Origin of the sequence: Enterobacter sp. BNK-29, from assembly GCF_048684785.1 — a bacterium.
In the GTDB taxonomy this organism is placed as follows: domain Bacteria; phylum Pseudomonadota; class Gammaproteobacteria; order Enterobacterales; family Enterobacteriaceae; genus Enterobacter; species Enterobacter cloacae_M.
The window spans coordinates 3,385,330-3,409,977 of sequence record NZ_JBLQTU010000001.1 but is presented as its reverse complement, the minus strand read 5'-3'; the positions used below and the strand labels follow the sequence as shown (position 1 = coordinate 3,409,977).

Sequence of the window (24,648 nt, the reverse complement as noted above, 5' to 3'; positions counted from 1 at the left end):
CCGGCTTTACGACCGGGCTTCCAGATTACTGCGGGTTAGCAGGCTTGCGCGGGCGGCGTCGACGCTGCCCTTCTCCTGCCGGTTTCCCTTCGCCGCTGCGCCACGGGTTTTCACCCGCCGGTTTGCTGTCGTTGTTACGACGCGGCGGTTTGCCGGATGATTTCGGCGCGCCACCTTCGGCACGACGCGGCTGCTGACCGCGACCGCCGCCGCCCTGACCGCGTCCACCGCCGCCCTGACGACCGTTCTGAATCGGCTCGGCTTTGATCGACGGATCCACTTCGTAACCCGGGGTTTCGATGCGCGGGATCTCTTTCTTCAGGAGGCGCTCGATGTCGCGCAGCAGCTTGTGCTCGTCCACGCAGACCAGAGAGAGCGCTTCACCGGTTGCCGCCGCGCGGCCGGTACGGCCGATACGGTGAACGTAATCTTCCGGCACGTTTGGCAGCTCGTAGTTCACCACGTGCGGCAGCTCTTCAATGTCGAGGCCACGGGCAGCGATGTCGGTCGCCACCAGCACGCGAATGTCGCCGGATTTAAAGTCCGCCAGCGCACGGGTACGCGCGCCCTGGCTCTTGTTACCGTGAATGGCGGCGCTGCGGATGCCGTCTTTATTCAGCTGTTCCGCCAGGTGGTTGGCGCCGTGCTTGGTGCGGGTAAAGACCAGCACCTGCTGCCAGTTGCCCTGACCGATCATCTGGGAGAGCAGTTCCCGCTTGCGCTTTTTATCCACAAAGTGAACATGCTGCGTCACCTGCTCGGAGGCGGTGTTGCGGCGCGCCACTTCCACTTCCAGCGGGTTATGCAGCAGCTTTTCCGCCAGCGCCTTGATCTCGTCGGAGAAGGTCGCGGAGAAGAGCAGGTTCTGACGACGCGCAGGCAGCTTGGCCAGCACGCGACGAATATCGTGGATGAAGCCCATGTCGAGCATGCGGTCGGCCTCGTCCAGCACCAGAATTTCGATGCCATCGAGCTTCACCGCGTTCTGGTGTTCGAGATCCAGCAGACGGCCCGGCGTTGCTATCAGCACGTCCACGCCGCCGCGCAGCTTCATCATCTGCGGGTTAATGCTGACGCCACCGAAAACCACCAGCGAGCGGATGTTGAGATAGCGGCTATAGTCACGCACGTTCTCACCAATCTGCGCCGCCAGCTCGCGGGTTGGGGTCAGGATCAGGGCACGAACCGGACGACGGCCTTTGGCATGCGGCTGGTTTTTTACCAGCAGTTCCAGCAGCGGCAGGGTAAAGCCCGCGGTTTTGCCGGTACCGGTCTGGGCGCTCGCCATCAGGTCACGGCCCTGAAGAACGGCGGGGATCGCCTGCTGCTGGATTGGGGTTGGCTCAACGTAGCCCTGCTCTGCGATCGCGCGCAGAATTTCCGGGTTCAGGCCAAGGGAATCAAAAGACATAAAAACTCCGAACCGCCCCGACCATCACAGGTGTAGTTTTCAGGGAGATATAACGAATAGGGGAGGACAAAAACCACAATGTCGCGAAGGAGCGGAGTGTAGCAGCTTTTGTGACGTAGCGCATAAAATATCCCTCAGCGTTCCCTCGACGTTAGCGGGAATCAGGCATAATCTTAATCAATCGATTGATTAATTCTTAATGCCGCCATGAATACGACACCCACAACAACCAAAGGTGAACAGGCCAAAAATCAGCTTATCGCCGCCGCGCTGGCGCAGTTTGGTGAGTACGGGTTACATGCAACCACGCGCGATATTGCCGCGCTGGCCGGGCAGAACATTGCGGCGATTACCTACTATTTTGGCTCAAAAGAGGATTTATACCTCGCCTGCGCCGAGTGGATCGCCGATTTTATCGGCACGCAGTTTCACCCGCACGTTGAGGAAGCCACCGCGCTGCTCGGCCAGCCGTCGCCCGATCGCGCCGCCGTTCGCCAGCTTATTCTCAATGCCTGCCACGATATGATCCGCCTACTAACGCACGACGATACGCTCAACCTGAGCAAGTTTATCTCCCGGGAGCAGCTCTCCCCTACAGTCGCCTACCAGCGGGTACACGATCGGGTGATTGAGCCAATGCACTCGCACCTGACCCGGCTGATCGCCGCCTATACCGGTCGGGACGCCAGTGATACCGAGACAATTTTGCATACCCACGCCCTGCTGGGTGAAATTCTTGCCTTCCGTCTGGGCAGGGAAACCATCCTGTTACGCACCGGCTGGACACAATTTGATGAGGATAAAGCCGCGCAGATTAGCAAGGTCATCGCCTGTCACGTCGATCTGATCCTGCAAGGCTTAACGCAAAGGAGCCTGAAGTCATGAAAAAACCTGTCGCCATCATTCTGGTGGTTGTTGTTTTGCTTGCCGCCGGAGTCGGTGGATGGCTGTGGTATCAGAGCCATCAGGATAAAGGCCTGACGCTGTACGGTAACGTGGATATTCGTACGGTGAATATGAGCTTCCGCGTGGGCGGACGTCTCGCCTCGCTGAGCGTGGACGAAGGCGATGCCATTAAAAGCGGGCAGACGCTGGGGATGCTGGATAAAGCGCCCTATGAAAATGCGCTGCTGCAGGCCAAAGCGGGCGTGTCCGTCGCCCAGGCGCAGTATGACCTGATGCTGGCAGGCTATCGCGACGAAGAGATCGCCCAGGCCGCCGCCGCCGTTAAGCAGGCGCAAGCCGCCTATGACTACGCGCAGAACTTCTACACGCGCCAGCAGGGATTGTGGAAAAGCCGCACCATTTCCGCCAACGATCTGGAAAATGCGCGCTCGTCCCGCGACCAGGCGCAGGCCACGCTGAAGTCCGCGCAGGATAAATTAAGCCAGTACCACACCGGTAACCGCCCGCAGGATATTGCCCAGGCGAAAGCCAGCCTTGAACAGGCGCAGGCGCAGCTGGCCCAGGCAGAGCTGGATCTGCACGACACCACCTTAATCGCGCCGTCTGACGGCATGCTGATGACCCGCGCCGTGGAGCCGGGCAGCATGCTCAGCGCGGGCAGCACCGTCTTAACGCTCTCCCTGACCCGCCCGGTCTGGGTACGCGCCTACGTTGACGAGCCAAACCTCGGCCAGATGCAGCCGGGCCGCGAACTGCTGCTTTATACCGACGGTCGCCCGGACAAGCCGTATCACGGCAAGGTGGGCTTTGTCTCCCCTACCGCCGAATTCACGCCGAAAACCGTTGAAACACCGGACCTGCGTACCGACCTCGTGTATCGCCTGCGCATCATCGTCACCGATGCGGACGACGCGCTGCGTCAGGGCATGCCCGTCACCGTAAAAGTAGACAGCGGGGAACGACATGAATGACGCGGTTATTCAGCTCAACAATCTGGTTAAACGCTTCGCGGGAATGGACAAACCGGCCGTCGCGCCGCTGAACTGCACTATCCAGAAAGGCTATGTGACCGGGCTGGTCGGCCCGGACGGCGCGGGGAAAACCACGCTGATGCGGATGCTGGCGGGGTTGCTCAAGCCGGATGAAGGAAGCGCCAGCGTGCTCGGTCTTGACCCGATCGAGGATGACGGAGCCCTTCACGCCATGCTCGGCTATATGCCGCAGAAGTTTGGCCTGTATGAAGACCTGACGGTGATGGAAAACCTGAACCTGTACGCCGACCTGCGCAGCGTCACCGGCGAAACGCGGCAGAAAACCTTCGCGCGCCTGCTGGAGTTTACCTCCCTCGGACCGTTCACCGACAGGCTGGCGGGCAAGCTCTCCGGCGGGATGAAGCAAAAGCTGGGGCTGGCCTGCACGCTGGTCGGCGAGCCGAAAGTGCTGCTGCTGGACGAGCCCGGCGTCGGCGTAGACCCGATTTCGCGCCGTGAACTGTGGCAGATGGTGCACGAGCTGGCGGGCGACGGGATGCTGATCCTCTGGAGCACCTCCTACCTCGACGAAGCGGAACAGTGTCGGGACGTGCTGCTGATGAACGAAGGCGAACTGCTTTATCAGGGCGAGCCGACGACGCTGACGCAGAGCATGGCCGGGCGCAGCTTCCTGCTGCACAGCCCGCAGGAGTCCAACCGCAGGCTGCTGCAGCGGGTGCTCAGGCTGCCGCAGGTCAGCGACGGGATGATCCAGGGCCGCTCGGTACGGGTGATCCTCAAAAAAGAGGCCACCGCCGACGAGATTCGCCGAGCGCCCGGCATGCCTGAGATCGAGATGGAAGAGACCGCGCCGCGCTTTGAAGACGCGTTTATCGACCTGCTGGGCGGCGCGGGTACGTCAGAGTCGCCGCTTGCCGCCATTCTGCATACGGTGGAAGGCACGCCGGGCGAAACGGTGATTGAAGCCAAATCCCTCACCAAAAAGTTCGGGGATTTCGCCGCTACCGATAACGTCAATTTCGCGGTGAAACGCGGGGAGATTTTTGGCCTGCTCGGGCCGAACGGCGCGGGAAAATCGACCACCTTTAAGATGATGTGCGGCCTGCTGGTGCCGACGTCCGGCAAGGCGCTGGTGCTGGATATGGACCTGAAGGTCAGCTCCGGCAAGGCGCGTCAGCATCTCGGGTATATGGCGCAGAAGTTTTCTCTGTACGGCAACCTGACGGTCGAGCAGAATCTGCGCTTTTTCTCCGGCGTGTACGGCCTGCGCGGGCGGGCGCAGAACGAGAAAATCCGACGCATGAGCGACGCCTTCGCCTTAACCAACATTGCCTCCCACGCCACCGACGAGCTGCCGCTCGGCTTTAAGCAGCGGCTGGCGCTGGCCTGCTCGCTGATGCACGAGCCGGATATTCTGTTTCTTGATGAGCCGACTTCAGGCGTTGACCCTATTACCCGCCGCGAGTTCTGGCTGCACATCAACAGCATGGTGGAAAAAGGGGTGACCGTGATGGTGACCACACACTTCATGGACGAGGCGGAGTACTGCGACCGCATCGGGCTGGTGTATCGCGGCAAGCTAATTGCCCACGGCACCCCGGACGACCTGAAAAACCAGGCCGCCGACGATGAAGTTCCGGACCCGACCATGGAGCAGGCGTTTATCACCCTCATCCACGACTGGGATAAGGAGAATGCCCATGCGCAGTAATGCCATTTCCTGGCGCAGGGTGCGCGCGCTGTGCATTAAAGAGACGCGGCAGATCGTGCGTGACCCCAGCAGCTGGCTGATTGCGGTGGTGATCCCCCTGCTGCTGCTGTTTATCTTTGGCTACGGCATTAATCTGGATTCCAGCAAGCTGCGGGTCGGGATTTTGCTGGAGCAGCAGAGTGAGGATGCGCTGGACTTTACTCACGCCATGACCGGATCGCCCTACATTGACGCCACCATCAGCGATAACAGGCAGGAGTTGATTCAGAAAATGCAGGCCGGGAAAATTCGCGGCCTGATCGTCATTCCGGTGGATTTCGCCGCCAATATGGCGCGGGCGAATACCGATGCGCCGATCCAGGTGATCACCGACGGCAGCGAGCCAAACACCGCCAACTTCGTGCAGGGCTACGCGGAGGGGATCTGGCAGCTCTGGCAGATGCAGCGGGCGGAAGATCGGGGTGAAGAATTTAAACCGCTCATCGACGTGCAGACGCGCTACTGGTTTAACCCCGCCGCCATCAGTCAGCACTTTATTATTCCGGGCGCGGTGACGATTATCATGACGGTGATTGGCGCGATCCTGACCTCGCTGGTGATCGCCCGCGAGTGGGAGCGCGGGACCATGGAGGCGCTGCTTTCTACCGAAGTGACGCGGGTCGAGCTGCTGCTGTGCAAGCTCATCCCGTACTATTTCCTCGGCATGCTGGCGATGCTGCTCTGTATGCTTGTCTCGGTCTTTATCCTCGGCGTGCCGTATCGCGGCTCGCTGGTGGTGCTGTTTTTTATCACCAGCCTGTTTTTACTCAGCACGCTGGGCATGGGGCTGCTCATCTCCACCATCACTCGCAACCAGTTCAACGCCGCGCAGGTGGCCCTCAACGCCGCCTTTTTACCGTCAATTATGCTGTCCGGGTTTATCTTCCAGATAGACAGTATGCCTGCGGTGATCCGCGCCGTGACCTATGTTATTCCGGCGCGCTACTTTGTGAGCACGCTGCAAAGCCTGTTCCTGGCGGGGAATATTCCGGTGGTGCTGATCGTCAACACGCTGTTTTTAATGGCGTCAGCGGCGATGTTTATCGGGTTGACGTGGATGAAAACCAAACGGCGGTTAGATTAAGGAGCGAACATGTTTCACCGATTATGGACGTTGATACGCAAAGAGCTGCAATCCCTGCTGCGCGAGCCGCAAACCCGCGCCATTCTGGTCTTGCCGGTGCTGATCCAGGTTTTGCTGTTCCCGTTTGCCGCCACCCTTGAGGTGACCAACGCCACCATTGCCATTTACAACGAAGATAACGGCAAACATTCCGTCGAGCTGACGCAGCGCTTTGCCCGTGCAAAAGCCTTTACCCACATCCTGCTGCTGAAAAGCCCGCAGGAAATCCAGCCCACCATTGACACGCAAAAAGCGCTGCTGCTGGTGCGGTTCCCGGCGGATTTCTCCCGCAATCTGGATACCTTCCAGACCGCGCCGATGCAGCTGATCCTCGACGGGCGTAACTCCAACAGCGCCCAGATAGCCGCCAACTACCTGCAGCAGGTGGTGAAGGATTACCAGCAGGAGCTGATGGAGGGCAAACCGAAGCCCAACAACAGCGAGCTGGTGGTGCGTAACTGGTACAACCCGAACCTGGACTACAAGTGGTTCGTGGTGCCGTCGCTGATCGCCATGATTACCACTATTGGGGTGATGATCGTGACTTCCCTTTCCGTCGCCCGCGAGCGCGAACAGGGCACGCTGGACCAGCTGCTGGTCTCCCCGCTCGCCACCTGGCAAATTTTCGTCGGCAAAGCGGTCCCGGCGCTGATCGTCGCGACGTTCCAGGCCACCATCGTGTTGGGGGTAGGCATTTGGGCCTACCAAATCCCGTTTGCCGGTTCGCTGGCGCTGTTTTACTTCACTATGGTGATTTACGGGCTGTCGCTGGTGGGATTTGGACTGCTGATCTCGGCGCTCTGCTCGACGCAGCAGCAGGCGTTTATTGGGGTATTCGTCTTTATGATGCCCGCGATTTTGCTCTCGGGTTATGTTTCACCCGTCGAGAACATGCCGGTGTGGCTACAGGATCTGACGTGGGTAAACCCGATTCGGCACTTTACGGACATCACCAAGCAAATCTATCTGAAGGATGCGAGTCTGGATATTGTCTGGGGAAGTTTGTGGCCGCTACTGGTCATAGCGGCCACGACGGGCTCAGTGGCGTACGCGATGTTTAGACGCAACATTGCGTAGCTTTTTCTCTTTGGTCAGCAGCGAGACGACCGCAGGCCCTGCGAGGATAGCCAGACCCGCCAGGGCCAGCAGCAGGTTGTTTTGCAGCACGCGCGACAGCAGCCAAAGCACGATCATCGCCGCGCCAAAATACCAGGTGGTGGTGAGCTCTTCGAGCACATCACCCACCTCGCGCCAGCGCGCTTCATGGTGGCGCTGTAGGAACAGCATCGACAGCACGGTGACGCCATAAAGGACGCATAGCCCCAGGCCAACACGCACCAGCGTGCCGCTCATCCAGCCCATCACCAGTACGGCCACGACCAGTAAATGCAACATTATCTGCCAGCAACTCAGGCCAGTTGCGACACGAACACGTTGTTGCCACTTCATGGCTTCTCTCCTGAAGGATTTTTCTCTGCTTAATCAGACTACCGCACTTTACGGAAAATTCCGTAACGCCGCATCTTTTTGTGACGACGACTACACTTTATTTTCATTGGGATAGTCACTCAGGAAGGAGCTTATGACTCAAAAAATGCAGCATTTCTCGCTTAAGGTGCTGACGATAAACATTCATAAGGGCTTCACAGCATTTAATCGCCGCTTCATTTTACCGGAGCTGCGCGACGCGGTACGCACCGTCAGCGCGGATATTGTCTGCCTGCAGGAGGTGATGGGCGCACACGAAGTGCATCCGCTCCACTTTGAGAACTGGCCCGACACGCCGCACTATGAATTTCTGGCCGACACCATGTGGAGTGACTACGCCTACGGCCGCAACGCGGTCTACCCGGAAGGACATCATGGAAACGCGGTACTGTCCCGTTACCCTATTGAACATTACGAAAACCGCGACGTTTCCGTCGGGGAAAGCGAAAAACGCGGCCTGCTTTACTGCCGCATTACGCCGCCAGACCTCGAGCGACCAGTCCATGTCGGCTGTGTTCATCTGGGCCTTCGCGAAGCCCATCGTCAGGCGCAGCTGAAAATGCTGGCCGAATGGGCCAACGCGCTTCCCGAAGGTGAACCGGTGGTGGTGGCGGGCGATTTCAACGACTGGCGACAGCGGGCAAACCATCCGCTGAAGGTAGATGCCGGGCTGGAGGAGATTTTTACTCGCGCCAACGGCAGGCCTGCGCGCACCTTCCCGGTCCGTTTCCCGCTGCTTCGGCTTGACCGCATCTACGTGAAAAATGCCCACGCCAGCAGCCCAACCGCACTGGCGCTTCTTAACTGGCGACATCTTTCCGACCACGCCCCGCTCAGCGCGGAGATCCACCTATGAAATGCTCCTGGCAGGAAGGCAATCGGATCACGCTGCTGGTCAACGGGGACGAGTATTATCCGGCCGTGTTTAAAGCAATTGACCATGCTCAGCAGAAGGTAATCCTCGAAACCTTTATCTGGTTCGAAGACGACGTGGGCAAGCAGTTGCACAGCGTGCTGCTGCGGGCCGCCCGGCGCGGCGTCAAAATTGAAGTATTGCTTGATGGCTATGGCTCGCCGGATCTCAGCGATGCGTTTGTGAATGAATTGACCTCCGCGGGCGTGGTGTTCCGCTACTACGATCCCGGCCCTCGCCTGTTCGGCATGCGTACCAATCTTTTCCGCCGGATGCACCGCAAAATTGTGGTGGTGGATGAGACGGTGGCGTTTGTCGGCGGCATTAACTACTCCGCTGAGCATATGTCCGACTACGGCCCGGAGGCGAAGCAGGACTACGCCATTCGCATTGAAGGCCCGGTGGTGCAGGACATTTTGCTCTTTGAACTGGAGAACCTGCCGGGTAAAGAGGCCGTTCGCCGCTGGTGGAAACGTCGCCATCGCCCGGAAGAGAACCGCAAGCCCGGCGAAGCGCAGGCCCTTTTCGTCTGGCGGGATAACGGCGAGCACCGGGACGACATTGAACGTCATTATCTCAAGATGCTCGCCAACGCGAAGCGCGAGGTCATCATCGCCAACGCCTACTTTTTCCCGGGCTACCGTCTGCTGCACGCCATGCGCAATGCGGCCCGGCGCGGGGTACGCGTGAAGCTGATTGTGCAGGGCGAGCCGGATATGCCGATTGTCAAAGTGGGCGCACGGCTGCTGTATAACTATCTGGTGAAGGGCGGCGTACAGATCTACGAATATCGCCGCCGACCGCTGCACGGCAAAGTGGCGCTGATGGACGATCACTGGGCCACCGTGGGTTCCAGCAATCTCGATCCGCTGAGCTTATCGCTCAATCTCGAGGCTAACCTGATCATTCACGATCGCCAGTTTAATCAGACCCTGCGGGATAACCTGCAGGCGCTAATCGTTAACGACTGCGTGCGCGTGGACGAATCCATGGTTCCCAAACGCACCTGGTGGAATCTGGGCATCAGCGTGGTGGTGTTCCACTTTCTGCGTCATTTCCCGGCCATGGTCGGCTGGCTGCCGGCGCATACGCCTAAGCTTGCGCAGGTGGACCCGCCGGTACAACCCGAAATGGAAACCCAGGACCGTATTGAAGCGGAAGACGGAGGCAAACCCTGATGTCGAAATCGCATCCGCGCTGGCGGCTGGCAAAAAAAATCCTGACGTGGCTGTTTTTTATTGCAGTTGCGGTTCTGCTGGTGGTCTACGCGCAGAAAGTTGACTGGGAAGAGGTGTGGAAAGTCATCCGCAACTATAACCGGATGGTGCTGCTGGGCGCTGTGGGGCTGGTTATTGTCAGCTACCTGATGTACGGCTGCTATGACCTGCTGGGCCGCGCTTACTGCGGCCACAAGCTGGCCAAACGTCAGGTTATGCTGGTGTCGTTTATCTGCTACGCCTTCAACCTGACGCTGAGCACCTGGGTCGGCGGCATTGGCATGCGCTATCGCCTCTACTCGCGGCTCGGCCTGCCGGGCGGGACCATCACGCGCATTTTCTCGTTAAGCATCACCACCAACTGGCTGGGCTATATTCTGCTCGGAGGGGTGATCTTCACCATCGGCGTGGTGCAGCTGCCCGCGCACTGGTATATCGATGAGGCCACGCTGCGCATTTTGGGCATTGTGCTGCTGCTGATTATCGCTGTTTATCTGTGGGCCTGCGCGTTTGCTAAACGCCGTCATATGACCATCAAGGGGCAAAAGCTGGTGCTGCCCTCGTGGAAGTTTGCGGTGCTGCAGATGGCGGTCTCCAGCGCCAACTGGATGGCAATGGGGGCCATTATCTGGCTGCTGATTGGCGAGGACGTGAACTACTTCTTCGTGCTGGGCGTGCTGCTGGTGAGTAGTATTGCGGGCGTGATTGTGCATATTCCGGCGGGGATCGGCGTGCTGGAGGCGGTCTTTATCGCTTTGCTGGCCGGGGAGCATGTCTCTCAGGGAACGATTATCGCCGCCCTGCTGGCGTACCGCATGCTGTATTACTTCCTGCCGCTGGCGCTGGCAACGGTCTGTTATCTGGTACTGGAGAGTCGGGCGAAAAAGCTGAGAGCGAAGAACGAGAAGGTAATGGCGAAATAATTTTAGTCGGCCAGCGCGGCGGTCTGATGCCCTCACCCCGGCCCTCTCCCACAGGGAGAGGGAGAAAAGCCCGCACCGTGCAATCCCCTCTCCCTATGGGAGAGGGTTAGGGTGAGGGTCGGTATTTAACGACGGTTGCCTAAAATCCGCAGCAGCATCAGGAACAGGTTGATGAAGTCCAGATACAGCGTCAGCGCGCCCAGGATCGCGTATTTGCGCAGGTTTGAACTGTCGCGTACGTCGATCTGCTCGCCGATGTTTTTCAGCTTCTGGGTGTCATACGCCGTCAACCCAACGAAGATCACCACTCCAATGTAGGTCACAGCCCACATCAGCGCTTCGCTCTTCAGCCACAGGTTCACCAGCGACGCCAGCACAATCCCAATCAGCCCCATAAACAGCATGCTGCCGAAGCCGCTCAGATCGCGCTTCGTGGTGTAACCGTAGAGACTCATCGCACCGAACATCCCGCCCGCCACCACGAAGGTACTGGCGATGGAGGAGTAGGTGTAGACGATGAAAATACTGGAAAGAGTCAGCCCCGTTAGCGCTGAATAGAGCATAAACAGCGTGGTCGCCATTCCGGCACTCAGCTTTTGCACCAGACCCGAAAGCACAAACACCAGCGCCAGCTGCGCGATAATCAGCCCAAAGAAGGTAATTTTGCTGGAGAAGATAAACATCATCAGTTCAGGCGTGTTCGCCGCATACCACGCGATAAACGCGGTAAGCAGCAGGCCAACCGTCATCCAGCCGTACACCTGAGCCATATACGTCTGCAGGCCGCTACGGGTCTGCTGTACTATTGAATCGGAACGCGGAAATCGGTCCATGATTCACTCCTGATTAAGTTTAAGTAGACACACACGTTAAGATTAACACATCCACGTAAACCGACTACCAACGGCTGGCAGCTTGTTTATCGCTGTCGCGAGATTCTACCCAGCGGTCACCTTCCGGCGTGGCTTCGCGCTTCCAGAACGGCGCTTTGGTTTTGAGGTAATCCATAATGAACTCCCCTGCCGCAAACGCGCTGCTGCGGTGCGCGCTGGTCACCCCGACGAAGACAATCTCTTCGCCAGGCCACATCTCGCCGATGCGGTGAATAACCGTGACGCGGCCAAGCGGCCAGCGGCCTCGCGCCTCGTCGACAATCTCCGCCAGCGATTTCTCGGTCATCCCCGGATAGTGCTCCAGCGTCAGTGCCTTCACGCTGTCACCGAGATTGTGATTGCGCACTTTGCCGGTGAAGGTGACGACCGCGCCGTCTTCATCGCGTTCCGCCAGCCAGCTGTATTCGGTCCCCACGTTAAAACGCTCGGGACCTACCAGAATTCGGGTTTCAGCCATCTTAGCCCCCCGTAACCGGCGGGAAGAAGGCCACTTCATCCCCTGCGTTCAGCGGATGGGTGAATTCCACCAGCGTCTGGTTAACGGCGGCCAGCAGCTTGCCTTCGTCCAGCGCCAGCGCCCAGCGGTCGCTTTGTGCCGCCAGATGCGCGCGCAAGGCCGCGACGTTTTCGAAGGACGCGTCCAGCGTCAGGCTGTCGGTATTCACCAGCTCGCGCACCTGCGCAAAAAAGAGCACCTTAATCATGGCTATCCACCTTAAAATCACCGGATTTGCCGCCGCTTTTTGCCAGCAGGCGAACCGGGCCAATCACCATATCTTTCTGCACCGCTTTGCACATGTCGTAGATGGTCAGCGCGGCGACTGAGGCCGCCGTCAGCGCCTCCATCTCCACGCCGGTTTTGCCGGTTAAGCGGCAGAGTGACTCAATGCGCACGCGATTATGCTCCGGCTGCGCCTGCAGGTTCACTTCCACCTTGCTCAGCATCAGCGGATGGCACAGCGGAATGAGATCCCAGGTCCGTTTGGCGGCCTGAATACCGGCGATACGGGCGGTGGCAAAGACGTCGCCCTTGTGGTGGCTGCCGTCGATAATCATCGCCAGGGTCTCCGGCAGCATGGTGACGAACGCTTCCGCGCGCGCCTCGCGCACCGTCTCCGCTTTGGCGGAGACGTCCACCATATGCGCTTCGCCGGCGGCGTTAATGTGGGTCAGTTGTGACATAGCTTATTTCTTTAAATGGGGATGGAAATTACACGGACGGGTACGGGCATCCAGCTGCGGAGCGATAATGTTTTCCCACGCGGTGCGGCAGGCTTTGGTCGAGCCCGGCATAGCGAAAATCAGGGTTTTGTTAGCCACCCCGGCAACGGCGCGCGACTGGAGCGTGGAGGTACCAATCTCTTCAAAGGAGAGCATGCGGAACACTTCGCCGAAGCCTTCTACCTCGCGGTCGAACAGCGGGATCAGCGCTTCGGGAGCCTGATCGCCTGTGGTAAAGCCGGTGCCGCCGGTGATCAGCACCACCTGCACCTCATCGCTGGCAATCCACTGCGAAACCTGAGCGCGAATGGCGTAGCGGTTCTCCTTCACGATCGCTTTATCGACGATGTGATGCCCCGCGTCATGGGCCGCCTCGCGCAGCCAGTGGCCGGAGGTATCATCCTCTTCGCCCCGGCGGTCGGAAACGGTAAGGATAGCAATGCGTGTCGGGATAAATTCTGCGCTTACCTGACTCATCTTCTGATTCCTTCTTAAGCCTGATTACCCGCCGATGTAAGACAGGTTCTGAGTAATGCCGGTATTGCCCTGATGCAGGAAGTGGGTCTGTTTTTTATGCGTCAGCGCGTCAGAAATGCGTGCTTCAAGCGCGTCCTGCTGCGCATCGTCTTCCAGCAGATCGCGAAGATCCACGCCGCCGTCGCCGAACAGGCAAAGATGGAGCTTGCCAACGGAGGAGACGCGCAGGCGGTTGCAGCTGGCGCAGAAGTCTTTCTCATAGGGCATGATCAGCCCAATCTCACCTTCGTAATCCGGGTGACAGAAGACCTGCGCCGGGCCGTCGCTTCGCTGGCGGATTTGATGGATCCAGCCGCGTTTCAGCAGCTCGTCGCGCAGCACCATGCCGGAGATGTGATGGCGACGGAACAGTTCGCTGCCCTCGCCGGTTTCCATCAGCTCGATAAAACGCAGCTGAATGGGGCGTGATTTAATCCACGCCAGGAAGGTGTCCAGCTGATGATGGTTTACATCGCGCATCAGCACCGTGTTGACTTTGACTTTTTCGAAGCCCGCCGTGAACGCGGCGTCAATGCCGTCCATGACCTGATGAAATTTATCCTGGCCGGTAATGGCGTGGAACTGACGGGCGTCAAGGCTATCGACGCTGACGTTGATCGCCGTCAGCCCCGCATCGCGCCAGTTCGCCACGTCACGCGCCATGCGGTAACCGTTGGTGGTCACCGCAATCTGGCGGATGCGTTCGTTTTCACGCACGGCGGCAATGATGTCGGGGAAATCGCGACGCAGAGAGGGTTCGCCGCCGGTCAGACGCACTTTTTCGGTGCCGAGCTCAGAGAAGGCGCGCGTGACGCGGCGCACTTCATCCACGGAGAGAAAGCCGTTATTGGTGACGCTGCCCGGTTTGTAGCCATCGGGCAGGCAGTAGGTGCAACGGAAGTTGCACACATCGGTAATCGACAGACGTAAGTAATAAAACTTACGCGCGAAAGCATCAGTAAGTTGTGAAGCCATGTACACCTTTCCAGATCGGGAGGCACAGTCATTTCTTTCTGTACCCTGGTGGCAAATTCGCCACGGCCAGAGCGCCATATCTTTCGACACAGGCACAAGGGCTAGAGTGTATGTTTTCAATTTTGAAAACGTGGTTAGGGCGATAGTAGCGCGGAAATTCTCACGGCGCCATTATCGCCTTTCGCTATATAATTATCTATATAGCGAATCGATCCTGCATTTTCGCTACAGAATACCTAAAAACCGCATTTTCACATTGATATACGTCATTTTGCATCGGGTGAGGCATCGTCTTTTAGGGGTAGTTAGGTTACTGTTACGCGATCGAACGAGATAAGGAATACGTATGCGCAATCGCACTTTTGCGGATCTTGACCGAGTGGTCGCTCTTGGCGGAGGACACGGCTTAGGCCGGGTTATGTCCTCTTTGTCGTCACTCGGCTCAAGGCTGACAGGGATAGTGACCACCACCGATAACGGCGGCTCAACCGGACGCATTCGTCGTGCCGAAGGCGGCATTGCCTGGGGAGACATGCGCAACTGCCTGAACCAGTTAATTACCGAGCCAAGCGTCGCGTCGGCGATGTTTGAGTACCGTTTTGGCGGTAATGGCGAACTTTCCGGACATAACCTCGGAAATCTGATGTTAAAGGCGCTCGATCACCTGAGCGTACGGCCTCTGGAAGCCATCAACTTGATCCGTAATCTGCTCAAAGTGGACGCATTCCTGATCCCCATGTCAGAACAACCGGTAGACTTGATGGCCATCGACGCCGAAGGGCATGAAGTTTACGGCGAGGTGAATATTGACCAGCTCATTCTGCCACCCACGGAGTTAATGACCTATCCGAGCGTGCCCGCCACGCGAGAAGCGGTGGAGGCCATCGGAGAAGCGGATCTTATCCTGATCGGTCCGGGCAGTTTTTATACCAGCCTGATGCCCATTCTGCTGGTGAAAGAGCTGGCGCAGGCGCTGCGCCGCACCCCTGCCCCGATGGTTTACATCGGTAACCTGGGACGTGAACTGAGTCCGGCGGCGGCGAGCCTGTCGCTGGCAGATAAACTTGAATTAATGGAGCAGTACGTCGGTAAAAAAATTATCGACGGCGTCGTGGTCGGGCCGAAGGTGGATGTGTCGGGTATTGGCGACCGCGTGGTGGTGCAGGAGCCGCTGGAAGCGAGTGACATTAAATATCGCCATGACCGTCACCTGTTGCGCGAGGCGCTGGAGAAGGCGATTCAGGCGCTGGGTTAGGTTCGTTTTGTGCGGCCTGTTGCCCTCACCCCAGCCCTCTCCCACGGGGAGAGGGAGAAAACAACGCTTTACTCACGATGCCGCAATGAAAAGATCCCGCAGCTGATGAAGCTGGTCGCGGATCTGCGCCGCCTCTTCGAACTCCAGGTTCTGAGCGTGCTGCATCATCTGCCCTTCCAGCTCGTGGATTTTCTGCTGCAGCGCTTTCGGCGTCAGCACGACGGTATCTTCTTCCACCACTGAACGCGCCTTGCCGCGACCCTTCGCTTTGGTTTTGGCAATGTTCTGACCCAGCGCCAGAATATCCACCACCTTCTTGTTCAGCCCCTGCGGGGTAATGCCGTGCTCTTCGTTGTAGCGCTGCTGTTTCTCGCGGCGGCGCTCCGTTTCGCCAATCGCTTTCGCCATCGACGGGGTGATTTTGTCACCGTACAGAATCGCTTTACCGTTGACGTTACGCGCCGCACGGCCGATGGTCTGGATCAGGGAGCGTTCAGAACGCAGGAAGCCCTCTTTGTCCGCATCCAGAATCGCCACCAGCGAGACTTCCGGCATGTCCAGACCTTCTCGCAGCAGGTTGATCCCCACCAGCACGTCAAACTCACCCAGACGCAGATCGCGGATAATCTCCATGCGCTCCACGGTGTCGATATCCGAATGCAGATAACGCACCTTCTCGCCGTGCTCTTCGAGATACTCGGTGAGGTCTTCCGCCATACGCTTGGTGAGCGTGGTCACCAGCACGCGCTCGTTGATGGCGGAACGGGCGCGAATTTCAGAGAGCAGATCGTCCACCTGCGTAGCCACTGGACGAACTTCAATAATTGGGTCGAGCAACCCGGTCGGACGCACAACCTGATCGACAACGTCTTCACCGGATTTCTCCAGCTCGTAGTTGCCCGGCGTGGCCGAGACGTAAATGGTTTGCGGCGCTAATGCCTCAAACTCTTCAAACTTCATCGGACGGTTATCCAGCGCTGACGGCAGGCGGAACCCGTACTCTACCAGCGTCTCTTTACGCGCCCGGTCACCGCGGTACATCCCGCCGATCTGCGGGATCGTGACGTGGGATTCGTCGATCACCAGCAAACCGTCTGCCGGAAGGTAGTCAAACAGCGTCGGCGGCGGCTCGCCCGGCCCGCGCCCGGAGAGGAAGCGCGAGTAGTTTTCAATGCCGGAGCAATAGCCCAGCTCGTTCATCATCTCAAGGTCGAACTGGGTGCGCTGGCTGAGGCGCTGCTCTTCCAGCAGCTTATTGTTCGCCAGCAGCACCTTACGGCGCTCGGCCAGCTCCACTTTGATCTCTTCCATCGCCTGCACGATACGTTCGCGCGGCGTCACGTAGTGCGTTTTCGGGTAGATGGTGAAGCGCTGGATCACTGATTCAACGTGTCCGGTCAGCGGGTCGAAGAGCGACAGGCGTTCAACCTCTTCGTCAAACAGCTCGACGCGCAGCGCCATATCGTCCGATTCCGCCGGGAAGATGTCGATCACTTCACCACGCACCCGGAACGTCCCGCGCTGGAACGCCTGATCGTTACGGGCGTACTGCAGCTCCGCCAGACGGCGAACGATGGCGCGCTGGTCGATAATCATCCCCTGCGTCAGGTGCAGCATCATCTTGAGATAAAGATCCGGATCGCCCAGACCGTAGATCGCGGAAACCGACGCGACGACGACAACATCGCGACGCTCCAGAAGCGCCTTCGTGGCCGACAGACGCATCTGCTCGATGTGTTCGTTCACCGAGGCATCCTTCTCGATGAAGGTGTCAGAGCTCGGTACGTAGGCTTCAGGCTGGTAGTAATCGTAGTAGGAGACGAAATACTCCACCGCGTTTTCCGGGAAGAACTCTTTCATCTCGCCATAAAGCTGCGCGGCCAGGGTTTTGTTGGGTGCCAGCACCATCGTTGGGCGCTGGAGATCCGCAATCACGTTGGCGATGGTGAACGTTTTACCCGAGCCGGTTACCCCCAGCAGCGTCTGGTGCGCCAGCCCGTCTTCCAGCCCCTCTTCCAGACGACGGATCGCCTCAGGCTGATCGCCAGATGGACGGAAAGCAGAATTCAATTTGAACGGTTTACTCATGGGCGACAACCTGATGACGTTATAAGCGGCAGGAGAGTAATTTTACTCGTTGTTGCCAGGAATGCCAGTAAAAAACACTGGATGAAAAACCAGTGGCATGTCAGGATATTTAGCATAGCGCCTGAATGATTAGCGCGATAGCGGCCAAAATTTGGACTGTGACAATATAAAACACCAGTCAGGTCAGGTTATCCCCAGAACTTTTTCTTTTTTAACATTTGTCAAGCCAGGTAATGATAGTTTTGTGGCAACCGGTGACACTTTCATGACGGGAATTGCTTTTATCTAAGCAATTAAATAATAAACGATATTTTCTAAAGCCGCGTTTCGCGCCAATTTGGGCGTAAGCCGCGTCTTCTCTCGCTTATCGCGTGTTTTCTAACTCTAATGCACATGGTTATCCACAGGAATAGTGGATAACTGCTTCCAGCCCATGCAGACTGGCGCTCGGCAAATTCCCGGTTTTTCCCACGAGACGGCAGTAAAAAATTTTTATAGCTATTTTTTGATGATTAACAGTTGCGTCATTCATAACCAACCGATGGGATCTTGCTCACATTTTCATCATTTCGGGTTCTGCACCACAACTCACCACCACCAGCACCGTCGATGTGCAATTCCCTTTTTTCTCAGCCCCTCTCTGGTGACTTATTCCTAAAAAAGCCGTTTTTTTGAACACTTTTCGGTTTCTGGCAGGGGTTTTGCAGATTCAAACACGAGCCTCACCTACACACATTTTTAAGGAGAAAAAGATGTTGAGTCTGCGTGCTGTGAATCAGTTTTACGGAAGCCAACATACGCTATGGAACGTGAATTTGGATTTTCCGCAAGGGATGTGTACAGGCGTCGTTGGCCTGCCGGGGATGGGGAAAACCACCCTCATGAATTGCATCGCCGGGAGAGTGCCCGTTGAAAGCGGCAGCATCATCTGGCACGAGGCGGGCGCGCCGCCGCGCGACTTGCTTAACCTGCCGCCAGAACAGCGCTCAGGACCGGGGATAGGCTATGTCCCTCAGGACAGGCGGATCTTCTCCCAGTTAACGATTGAGGAAAATCTGCATATCGCCATGCGGGCGATGGGGAAACCCAACCCGGAAGCGAAAAGTGACGTTTACGACCTGTTTCCGGCGCTCTACGCATTGCGACAGGCCCGTGCGAACACGCTCTCTCCGGACGACCAGTACCAGCTGGCGCTGGCTAATGCGCTGGTGAACCGTCCGCACCTGCTGATCCTCGATGAGCCCCTGCACGGCGCAGGACACAGCTTCGCCCAGAAGCTGGGGCAGCTGCTGGCGCGCTTAAACCGGGAGTTAGGTATGACGGTGCTGCTAGCGGAGCAGCAGCTGTCGTTTATCCGCCGGGTTGCGGACCGTTTCTGCATGCTCTATCGCGGGCGTAACGTGGCGCAGGGCCACGTTAACGAGCTGGATGACGAGCTTATCGCGCACTGGATGTCGCGGGAAGCAAGACGCTGAGATCGAGATAACGCCCGGTGTCGGCATTTTCCACGCCATCAGCAAGCCAGGGAATTTCCCCGAGGCACGGGGCGGGAAGTACTCGCCTGAGCGTCGCCAGATACTCCTGGTGTCGTTTCCCCGGCGCAACCACGTCGTTGGCTATCCAGCCCGCCAGCATCAGCCCGGCCTGCTGTACGGCCTGCGCGGTCAACATGGCGTGATTGATGCAGCCCAGCCTGACGCCGACGACCAGAATGACGGGAAGCTGCTCGGCCTGCACCCAGTCAGCAAACGTCTGCGTGTCCGAAAGCGGCGTAAACCAGCCCCCTGCACCTTCCACCAGCACCCAGTCGGCCTGCCTTTCCAGCGTCCGTAACCCGGCTGACAGCACGGTGAAATCAATCGGACGACCTTCGTCAGCGCTGATGATGTGCGGCGAGGTCGGCTCGGCAAAGGTGTACGGATTCACCGCTGAATAGGCAAGCTCACGCGTGCTGTTACGCTGGAGCGCCAGCGCGTCGGTATTGCGTAACCCTTCCGCCGTCATCTCGCTGCCGGAAGCAACCGGCTTATATCCGGCGGTGTTTTTCCCAAGCTTTCGCGCCGCCTGCAGCAGCGCCGAGCTGGCCACCGTTTTTCCCACTTCCGTATCCGTTCCGGTGACAAAATAACGTTCACTCACGTTCGATAATCCCATGAAAAAGTTGATAAGAGAGCGGGAAATGTCCCCGCTGCTGCGGCCAGGCCAGCTCCAGACGCTGCAGCTGTCCCCGGGTCAGCGGTTTTTTCTCCCGCCCGGCGTGCAGGTGCGTGGCCCCGATGCCCTTCAGCGATCGCATCGCGCTCAACGCATCGCTAAAATTGAGGGTGATGGTCTGCACCGTGCTGCGATAGCGCCAGCCTGCCAGCGCCTGCGTCACCTGCTCATGCGATAAAAATCGGTTAGCGTGCGGCTGCTCATCCACCGCTTTCCACGCCTGATTCAGCTCCGGCAGCGAGCTTTCCAGCAGGGTGGTAAAAGCCACCTTCCCGCCCGGTCGCGCCACGCGATAAAGCTCGCGCAAGGCCTGCGGCAGGCTGCTGCACCACTGGACCGCCAGATGACTCCAGACCAGATCGAACTGCGCATCCGCCAGCGGGATCGCCTCGATATCCGCCAGCAGATAGCGATCCGCTGCCTGCCGCTGACGCGCCTCATCGAGCATCTGCTCTGAGAGGTCGATAGCCGTGACCTGGCTTCCCGCCCCGCGCCAGTAGCGGCTGTTGCTGCCGGGACCACAGCCGGCGTCCAGCACCTGCGGAAAACGGTTCTCGCCAAGCGCGACCAGAAGCCCCTGCGCGCTCTGACGTTGCAGCTCATCGTGCTGCGAATAGCTCTGCGCGGCCCGGCCAAATGCCGCCGCGACGGCCTGCTTATTCACCGGCGTCATGGAGCGCCTCCAGCAGCGTCTGGATATCCCGAGCCTCATGCGCCGCCGTCAGGGTTAAACGCAGCCGCGCGGTACCCGGCGGGACCGTTGGCGGGCGAATGGCGGTCACCCACATGCCGCGCTCGCGCAGCGCCTGTGCCAGCGCCAGCGCGCGGCCGTTTTCGCCGACAATCACCGGCTGGATGGCGCTTTGCGAATCGGGACTGTGGAAGGGCAGCGCCGCTAACCCCTTGCGGAAGCGGGAGATATGCTCTGCCAGCTGCTGGCGACGTTCATCCCCTTCTGCGCTGCGGATCACCGCCAGCGACGCAGACAGCGCCACGGCCTGCGCCGGAGGCATGCTGGTGCTGTAGATCAGGTGTCGGGCAAACTGCAGCAGATAGTCGGCGACGGACTCGCTGCACAGCACGGCGGCGCCGCTGGCGCCAAAGCCTTTGCCGAAGGTGACAATCAGCAGCTCCGGCTTCACGTTTTGCTGATATGCGCTGCCGCGACCTTCGTCGCCCATTACGCCAATGCCGTGGGCATCGTCGACCAGCAGCCATGCGTTTTGCCGCTTTGCTGCCTCGTGCAGCGCGGCAAGCGGCGCGCTGTCGCCGTCCATGCTGAACACACCTTCGGTGACCGCCAGCTGCTGTCCGTCGCAGGGTTTATCCAGCAGCGCGGCGAGCTGCCCCGCATCGTTATGGGCAAAGCGGCGCAGCTGCGCCGGGCTTAAATTTGCCGCCTCCAGCAGCGAGGCGTGGCTCAGGCGGTCGGCGACAATCCGGTCCTCTTTTCCCATCAGGGCGGTAATGACCGCCTGGTTGGCGGCAAAGCCGGAGATGAACAGCAGCGCGCGCGGGTAGCCGAGCCAGTCGGCAAGCGCCTCTTCCAGCGCCTGATGCGCCGTGGTGTAGCCGCTGACGTGTCCCGAGCCGCCGCTGCCCACGCCAAACCGCTCCGCACCCTGCTGCCAGGCGCGGATGATGGCCGGATGCTGGCTCAGCCCGAGATAGTCGTTGCTGGAGAAATTACAAAACTGCCGCCCCTCGCGGGTAAGAAAACGGCCCGCGCCGTTTTCCACCACCCTGCGAACGCGAAACGCCTCTGCCGCCCGGCGTTCGTCCAGCGCGGTATTTATTCGTGCCTGCCAGGTCATACGGCTGCCGCGTTGTAGAACTGGTCGGTGTCGGCGTTGAAAATCTGCTGCTCCAGCTGCTGCTGTTGCTCGTTATCGCCCGTCAGCACCTCCGTCTGATGCGGGTTAAGCCCCAGCTTGCGGAACAGCTGAACGTCTTTGTCCTCTTCCGGGTTCGGCGTGGTCAGCAGCTTGCAGCCGTAGAAGATGGAGTTGGCTCCGGCCATAAAGCACATCGCCTGGGTCTGCTCGTTCATCTGCTCGCGACCGGCAGAGAGGCGCACGAAAGAGGTCGGCATCATGATGCGCGCCACCGCGATGGTGCGAATAAAATCAAACGCATCCACGTCGTCGTTGTCCGCCAGCGGCGTGCCCTTGACCTTCACCAGCATGTTGATCGGCACGCTTTCCGGCGGGGTCGGCAGGTTCGCCAGCTGCAGCAGCAGGCCCGCGCGGTCTTTCACCGTTTCGCCTAAGCCCACGATACCGCCCGAGCAGACCTTGATCCCCGCGTCACGCACTTTATCCAGCGTGTCCAGACGCTCCTGATAGGTCCGCGTGGTGATGATGTTGCCGTAAAACTCCGGCGAGGTGTCGAGGTTGTGGTTGTAGTAGTCCAGCCCCGCCGCAGAGAGGCGCAGCGCCTGCTCCTCGTTCAGCGTGCCGAGCGTCATACAGGCTTCGAGGCCCATCTCCTTCACGCCCTTCACCATCTGCTCCAGATACGGCATGTCGCGGTCGTGCGGGTTTTTCCACGCCGCGCCCATGCAGAAGCGGGTCGAGCCGGCGTTTTTCGCCTTGCGGGCGGAGTCGAGCACCTGCTCCACTTCCATCAGCCGTTCGGACTCCAGGCCGGTTTTATAGCGCGCGCTCTGCGGGCAATATTTGCAGTCTTCAGGACAGGCACCGGTTTTGATCGACAGCAGCGTGCTGACCTGAACATGGCGCGGATCGAAGTGCTGACGATGCACCTGTTGGGCTTCGAACATCAGCTCAAGAAAAGGTTTGTTGAATAATTCAGTGACTTGCGACATCGTCCAGCGTGCGTGGTGAGCCATCGGGCTTCTCCAAAGGGTTTTGTTAATTTTCGGTTCGGTTTATACTCGTAAACCTAAAACTTTTCAAAATGGTTTACAAGTCGATTATGACCCAGGACGATCTCGCCTTCGACAAGCAGCATATCTGGCACCCTTACACCTCCACTACCCGCCCTCTTCCCGTTTATCCGGTGGCCTCGGCCCACGGCTGCGAGCTGCACCTCGCCAGCGGCGAACGGCTCGTTGACGGGATGTCTTCGTGGTGGGCGGCCATTCACGGGTACAACCACCCGCGCCTGAATGCGGCGATGAAGGCGCAGATTGACCAGATGTCGCACGTGATGTTTGGCGGGATAACCCATCAGCCCGCGGTGGATTTATGCCGTCGCCTGGTTGCGATGACGCCTGAATCGCTGGAGTGCGTGTTCCTGGCCGATTCCGGCTCCGTGGCGGTGGAAGTGGCGATGAAAATGGCGCTGCAGTACTGGCACGCGAAGGGTGAAACGCGCCAGCGCTTCCTCACCTTCCGCAACGGCTATCACGGGGATACCTTCGGGGCGATGTCGGTGTGCGATCCGGACAACTCCATGCACAGCCTGTGGAAAGGCTATCTGCCGGAAAACCTGTTCGCCCCGGCCCCGCAGAGCCGTTTCGACGGCGAGTGGAACGAGATGGACATGGTCGGTTTCGCCAGGCTGATGGCGGCGCATCGCCATGAAATCGCCGCCGTGATCCTGGAGCCGATTGTGCAGGGCGCAGGCGGAATGCGGATGTACCATCCGGAATGGCTGAGGCGTATTCGCAAGATGTGCGACCGCGAGGGCATTCTGCTGATTGCCGATGAGATCGCCACCGGCTTTGGCCGCACCGGCAGGCTGTTTGCCTGCGAGCATGCGGGCATTGCGCCGGATATTCTGTGTCTGGGTAAAGCGCTGACCGGCGGCACCATGACGCTCTCCGCCACGCTCACGACCCGTCACGTTGCCGACACCGTCAGCGACGGCGAGGCGGGCTGCTTTATGCACGGCCCGACGTTTATGGGCAACCCGCTGGCCTGCGCCGTTGCAAGCGAAAGCCTCGCCATTCTGGAGAGCGGCGAGTGGCAGACGCAGGTTGCGGCGATTGAGGCGCAGCTGAAAGACGAGCTGAGCGCCGCCTCGGGTGCGAATTTCGTGGCAGACGTGCGCGTGCTGGGCGCCATCGGCGTGATTGAAACCACCCATCCGGTGAATATGGCGGCGCTGCAGCGCTTCTTCGTTGAGCAGGGCGTCTGGGTGCGGCCTTTCGGCAAGCTTATCTACCTGATGCCGCCGTACAGCATTACGCCGGAGCAGCTGCGTAAATTAACCGACGCGGTTGTAACAGCCGTTAACATTCCCGCGCATTTCACGATGTAACCCTATGCATTACACTTGCTGGACGAGCGATCAACGAGGGTAAACCGTATGAAAATCATCAGTAAAGATCTGCGCGACGGTGAAAAACTGCCGGAACGCCACGTATTCAACGGCATGGGGTATCAGGGAGACAATATCTCCCCGCACCTGGCGTGGGACGAGGTTCCGGCCGGAACCAAAAGCTTTGTCGTGACCTGCTACGACCCGGATGCGCCGACCGGCTCCGGCTGGTGGCACTGGATTGTGGCGAACCTGCCTGCCAACACGCGCGTCCTGCCGCAGGGTTCCGGTTCAGACCTGGTTGCCCTGCCTGAAGGCGCCATTCAGACGCGCACCGATTTTGGTAAAGCGGGCTATGGCGGCGCGGCGCCGCCAAAAGGGGAAACCCACCGCTATATCTTCACGGTGCACGCGCTGGATGTGGAGAAGATTGAGGTCGATGAAGGGGCGAGCGGCGCGATGGTAGGGTTTAACGTGCATTTCCATTCGCTGGGCAGCGCGTCGATTACGGCAATGTATTCTTAATAGTGCGGGCT

At 58.9% G+C, this 24,648-nt stretch carries 25 protein-coding genes and 1 riboswitch; of the genes, 12 read left to right on the top strand and 13 right to left on the bottom strand.

What is annotated here, in order from left to right; genetic code table 11:
• Positions 1–25 precede the first annotated feature (25 nt).
• Positions 26–1,411: an ATP-dependent RNA helicase RhlE gene (gene rhlE, locus ACMGGX_RS16285; RefSeq protein WP_029739818.1), complete on the bottom strand. Its 1,386-nt coding sequence runs from the start codon at positions 1,409–1,411 to the stop codon at positions 26–28.
• A 207-nt stretch (positions 1,412–1,618) separates the two neighbouring features.
• On the opposite strand from rhlE, the gene cecR reads away from it, so the two are divergent.
• From cecR to ACMGGX_RS16260, 5 genes are read left to right on the top strand one after another with little or no spacing between them, the layout of a single operon-like run.
• The gene (cecR, locus tag ACMGGX_RS16280; RefSeq protein ID WP_064672132.1) at positions 1,619–2,296 is read left to right on the top strand and encodes a transcriptional regulator CecR; all 678 of its coding nucleotides are present in this window, start codon (positions 1,619–1,621) and stop codon (positions 2,294–2,296) included.
• Positions 2,293–3,288, top strand: coding sequence for a secretion protein HlyD (gene hlyD / locus ACMGGX_RS16275; RefSeq protein ID WP_348560790.1), 996 nt, complete (start codon positions 2,293–2,295; stop codon positions 3,286–3,288). Before cecR ends, hlyD begins: the two co-directional genes overlap by 4 nt.
• Positions 3,281–5,020, top strand: coding sequence for an ATP-binding cassette domain-containing protein (locus ACMGGX_RS16270; RefSeq protein WP_126795084.1), 1,740 nt, complete (start codon positions 3,281–3,283; stop codon positions 5,018–5,020). The genes hlyD and ACMGGX_RS16270 overlap by 8 nt, the downstream gene beginning before the upstream one ends.
• On the top strand, positions 5,010–6,143 hold the full coding sequence (locus tag ACMGGX_RS16265) for an ABC transporter permease (RefSeq protein ID WP_045142921.1): 1,134 nt from the start codon (positions 5,010–5,012) through the stop codon (positions 6,141–6,143). The genes ACMGGX_RS16270 and ACMGGX_RS16265 overlap by 11 nt, the downstream gene beginning before the upstream one ends.
• Before the next feature lie 9 nt (positions 6,144–6,152).
• Complete coding sequence (locus ACMGGX_RS16260; RefSeq protein WP_023310860.1) at positions 6,153–7,259, top strand: ABC transporter permease; 1,107 nt, start codon at positions 6,153–6,155, stop codon at positions 7,257–7,259.
• Here the strand turns inward: ACMGGX_RS16260 and ACMGGX_RS16255 are convergent.
• Positions 7,221–7,631, bottom strand: a complete 411-nt coding sequence (locus tag ACMGGX_RS16255) for a YbhQ family protein (RefSeq protein WP_014883088.1) — start codon at positions 7,629–7,631, stop codon at positions 7,221–7,223. The genes ACMGGX_RS16260 and ACMGGX_RS16255 overlap by 39 nt on opposite strands.
• Positions 7,632–7,764: 133 nt before the next feature.
• On the opposite strand from ACMGGX_RS16255, the gene ACMGGX_RS16250 reads away from it, so the two are divergent.
• The 3 genes from ACMGGX_RS16250 to ACMGGX_RS16240 are packed head-to-tail and all read left to right on the top strand — an operon-like array spanning position 7,765 to position 10,723.
• Positions 7,765–8,526 carry an endonuclease/exonuclease/phosphatase family protein gene (locus ACMGGX_RS16250; RefSeq protein ID WP_023334979.1) on the top strand — a complete coding sequence of 254 codons (762 nt, stop codon included), beginning with the start codon at positions 7,765–7,767 and terminating at the stop codon, positions 8,524–8,526.
• Positions 8,523–9,761 carry a cardiolipin synthase ClsB gene (gene clsB, locus ACMGGX_RS16245; RefSeq protein WP_126795086.1) on the top strand — a complete coding sequence of 413 codons (1,239 nt, stop codon included), beginning with the start codon at positions 8,523–8,525 and terminating at the stop codon, positions 9,759–9,761. The genes ACMGGX_RS16250 and clsB overlap by 4 nt, the downstream gene beginning before the upstream one ends.
• Positions 9,761–10,723 (top strand): lysylphosphatidylglycerol synthase domain-containing protein, encoded by a 963-nt coding sequence (locus ACMGGX_RS16240; protein ID WP_301510899.1) that lies wholly within the window; start codon positions 9,761–9,763, stop codon positions 10,721–10,723. The genes clsB and ACMGGX_RS16240 overlap by 1 nt, the downstream gene beginning before the upstream one ends.
• 125 nt (positions 10,724–10,848) lie before the next feature.
• Here the strand turns inward: ACMGGX_RS16240 and ACMGGX_RS16235 are convergent, their stop codons facing one another.
• From ACMGGX_RS16235 to moaA, 6 genes are all read right to left on the bottom strand, one after another.
• Complete coding sequence (locus ACMGGX_RS16235; RefSeq protein WP_047347027.1) at positions 10,849–11,556, bottom strand: Bax inhibitor-1 family protein; 708 nt, start codon at positions 11,554–11,556, stop codon at positions 10,849–10,851.
• Positions 11,557–11,620: 64 nt separating this feature from the next.
• Positions 11,621–12,073: a molybdopterin synthase catalytic subunit MoaE gene (gene moaE, locus ACMGGX_RS16230; RefSeq protein ID WP_181594640.1), complete on the bottom strand. Its 453-nt coding sequence runs from the start codon at positions 12,071–12,073 to the stop codon at positions 11,621–11,623.
• 1 nt (position 12,074) lies between these two features.
• Entirely contained in the window at positions 12,075–12,320 is a 246-nt protein-coding gene (gene moaD, locus ACMGGX_RS16225) for a molybdopterin synthase sulfur carrier subunit (protein WP_023310854.1), read from the bottom strand.
• Complete coding sequence (gene moaC, locus ACMGGX_RS16220) at positions 12,313–12,798, bottom strand: cyclic pyranopterin monophosphate synthase MoaC (RefSeq protein WP_008501142.1); 486 nt, start codon at positions 12,796–12,798, stop codon at positions 12,313–12,315. Before moaC ends, moaD begins: the two co-directional genes overlap by 8 nt.
• Before the next feature lie 3 nt (positions 12,799–12,801).
• A complete protein-coding gene (moaB, locus tag ACMGGX_RS16215; RefSeq protein ID WP_047648328.1) occupies positions 12,802–13,314 on the bottom strand; it encodes a molybdenum cofactor biosynthesis protein B in 513 nt (170 codons plus the stop codon).
• A 24-nt stretch (positions 13,315–13,338) separates the two neighbouring features.
• Positions 13,339–14,328 (bottom strand): GTP 3',8-cyclase MoaA, encoded by a 990-nt coding sequence (gene moaA, locus ACMGGX_RS16210; protein WP_420298603.1) that lies wholly within the window; start codon positions 14,326–14,328, stop codon positions 13,339–13,341.
• Positions 14,316–14,449, bottom strand: a riboswitch (molybdenum cofactor riboswitch). (Overlaps the previous gene by 13 nt.)
• A gap of 225 nt (positions 14,450–14,674) precedes the next feature.
• Here moaA and yvcK point away from each other — a divergent pair.
• The gene (gene yvcK / locus ACMGGX_RS16205) at positions 14,675–15,583 is read left to right on the top strand and encodes a uridine diphosphate-N-acetylglucosamine-binding protein YvcK (protein WP_023310851.1); all 909 of its coding nucleotides are present in this window, start codon (positions 14,675–14,677) and stop codon (positions 15,581–15,583) included.
• A gap of 72 nt (positions 15,584–15,655) precedes the next feature.
• Here yvcK and uvrB read toward each other — a convergent pair whose 3' ends face one another.
• Entirely contained in the window at positions 15,656–17,671 is a 2,016-nt protein-coding gene (gene uvrB, locus ACMGGX_RS16200) for an excinuclease ABC subunit UvrB (RefSeq protein ID WP_029742168.1), read from the bottom strand.
• Between the two features lie 752 nt (positions 17,672–18,423).
• On the opposite strand from uvrB, the gene ACMGGX_RS16195 reads away from it, so the two are divergent.
• On the top strand, positions 18,424–19,146 hold the full coding sequence (locus ACMGGX_RS16195) for an ABC transporter ATP-binding protein (protein WP_032661226.1): 723 nt from the start codon (positions 18,424–18,426) through the stop codon (positions 19,144–19,146).
• Here the strand turns inward: ACMGGX_RS16195 and bioD are convergent.
• Genes bioD through bioB form a run of 4 tightly spaced genes read right to left on the bottom strand, consistent with a single transcriptional unit; the run spans position 19,109 to position 22,736 of the window.
• Positions 19,109–19,810 carry a dethiobiotin synthase gene (bioD, locus tag ACMGGX_RS16190; protein WP_420298602.1) on the bottom strand — a complete coding sequence of 234 codons (702 nt, stop codon included), beginning with the start codon at positions 19,808–19,810 and terminating at the stop codon, positions 19,109–19,111. The genes ACMGGX_RS16195 and bioD overlap by 38 nt on opposite strands.
• Positions 19,803–20,558: a malonyl-ACP O-methyltransferase BioC gene (bioC, locus tag ACMGGX_RS16185; RefSeq protein WP_126795096.1), complete on the bottom strand. Its 756-nt coding sequence runs from the start codon at positions 20,556–20,558 to the stop codon at positions 19,803–19,805. Before bioC ends, bioD begins: the two co-directional genes overlap by 8 nt.
• Complete coding sequence (gene bioF / locus ACMGGX_RS16180; protein WP_181594634.1) at positions 20,542–21,699, bottom strand: 8-amino-7-oxononanoate synthase; 1,158 nt, start codon at positions 21,697–21,699, stop codon at positions 20,542–20,544. The genes bioC and bioF overlap by 17 nt, the downstream gene beginning before the upstream one ends.
• The gene (bioB, locus tag ACMGGX_RS16175) at positions 21,696–22,736 is read right to left on the bottom strand and encodes a biotin synthase BioB (RefSeq protein ID WP_181594633.1); all 1,041 of its coding nucleotides are present in this window, start codon (positions 22,734–22,736) and stop codon (positions 21,696–21,698) included. The genes bioF and bioB overlap by 4 nt, the downstream gene beginning before the upstream one ends.
• Positions 22,737–22,822: 86 nt before the next feature.
• Between bioB and bioA the strand changes: the two genes are divergently transcribed.
• Together bioA and ACMGGX_RS16165 are read left to right on the top strand one after the other, a co-directional pair.
• Positions 22,823–24,112 (top strand): adenosylmethionine--8-amino-7-oxononanoate transaminase, encoded by a 1,290-nt coding sequence (gene bioA / locus ACMGGX_RS16170; protein ID WP_420298601.1) that lies wholly within the window; start codon positions 22,823–22,825, stop codon positions 24,110–24,112.
• Positions 24,113–24,160: 48 nt separating this feature from the next.
• Positions 24,161–24,637 (top strand): kinase inhibitor, encoded by a 477-nt coding sequence (locus ACMGGX_RS16165; RefSeq protein WP_348560781.1) that lies wholly within the window; start codon positions 24,161–24,163, stop codon positions 24,635–24,637.
• Positions 24,638–24,648 lie beyond the last annotated feature (11 nt).

Coding starts and splice junctions, on each gene's coding strand:
- rhlE (WP_029739818.1), bottom strand. CDS start 1,411: ATGTCTTTTGATTCCCTTGGCCTGAACCCGGAAATTCTGCGCGCGATC.
- cecR (WP_064672132.1), top strand. CDS start 1,619: ATGAATACGACACCCACAACAACCAAAGGTGAACAGGCCAAAAATCAG.
- hlyD (WP_348560790.1), top strand. CDS start 2,293: ATGAAAAAACCTGTCGCCATCATTCTGGTGGTTGTTGTTTTGCTTGCC.
- ACMGGX_RS16270 (WP_126795084.1), top strand. CDS start 3,281: ATGAATGACGCGGTTATTCAGCTCAACAATCTGGTTAAACGCTTCGCG.
- ACMGGX_RS16265 (WP_045142921.1), top strand. CDS start 5,010: ATGCGCAGTAATGCCATTTCCTGGCGCAGGGTGCGCGCGCTGTGCATT.
- ACMGGX_RS16260 (WP_023310860.1), top strand. CDS start 6,153: ATGTTTCACCGATTATGGACGTTGATACGCAAAGAGCTGCAATCCCTG.
- ACMGGX_RS16255 (WP_014883088.1), bottom strand. CDS start 7,631: ATGAAGTGGCAACAACGTGTTCGTGTCGCAACTGGCCTGAGTTGCTGG.
- ACMGGX_RS16250 (WP_023334979.1), top strand. CDS start 7,765: ATGACTCAAAAAATGCAGCATTTCTCGCTTAAGGTGCTGACGATAAAC.
- clsB (WP_126795086.1), top strand. CDS start 8,523: ATGAAATGCTCCTGGCAGGAAGGCAATCGGATCACGCTGCTGGTCAAC.
- ACMGGX_RS16240 (WP_301510899.1), top strand. CDS start 9,761: ATGTCGAAATCGCATCCGCGCTGGCGGCTGGCAAAAAAAATCCTGACG.
- ACMGGX_RS16235 (WP_047347027.1), bottom strand. CDS start 11,556: ATGGACCGATTTCCGCGTTCCGATTCAATAGTACAGCAGACCCGTAGC.
- moaE (WP_181594640.1), bottom strand. CDS start 12,073: ATGGCTGAAACCCGAATTCTGGTAGGTCCCGAGCGTTTTAACGTGGGG.
- moaD (WP_023310854.1), bottom strand. CDS start 12,320: ATGATTAAGGTGCTCTTTTTTGCGCAGGTGCGCGAGCTGGTGAATACC.
- moaC (WP_008501142.1), bottom strand. CDS start 12,798: ATGTCACAACTGACCCACATTAACGCCGCCGGCGAAGCGCATATGGTG.
- moaB (WP_047648328.1), bottom strand. CDS start 13,314: ATGAGTCAGGTAAGCGCAGAATTTATCCCGACACGCATTGCTATCCTT.
- moaA (WP_420298603.1), bottom strand. CDS start 14,328: ATGGCTTCACAACTTACTGATGCTTTCGCGCGTAAGTTTTATTACTTA.
- yvcK (WP_023310851.1), top strand. CDS start 14,675: ATGCGCAATCGCACTTTTGCGGATCTTGACCGAGTGGTCGCTCTTGGC.
- uvrB (WP_029742168.1), bottom strand. CDS start 17,671: ATGAGTAAACCGTTCAAATTGAATTCTGCTTTCCGTCCATCTGGCGAT.
- ACMGGX_RS16195 (WP_032661226.1), top strand. CDS start 18,424: ATGTTGAGTCTGCGTGCTGTGAATCAGTTTTACGGAAGCCAACATACG.
- bioC (WP_126795096.1), bottom strand. CDS start 20,558: ATGACGCCGGTGAATAAGCAGGCCGTCGCGGCGGCATTTGGCCGGGCC.
- bioF (WP_181594634.1), bottom strand. CDS start 21,699: ATGACCTGGCAGGCACGAATAAATACCGCGCTGGACGAACGCCGGGCG.
- bioB (WP_181594633.1), bottom strand. CDS start 22,736: ATGGCTCACCACGCACGCTGGACGATGTCGCAAGTCACTGAATTATTC.
- bioA (WP_420298601.1), top strand. CDS start 22,823: ATGACCCAGGACGATCTCGCCTTCGACAAGCAGCATATCTGGCACCCT.
- ACMGGX_RS16165 (WP_348560781.1), top strand. CDS start 24,161: ATGAAAATCATCAGTAAAGATCTGCGCGACGGTGAAAAACTGCCGGAA.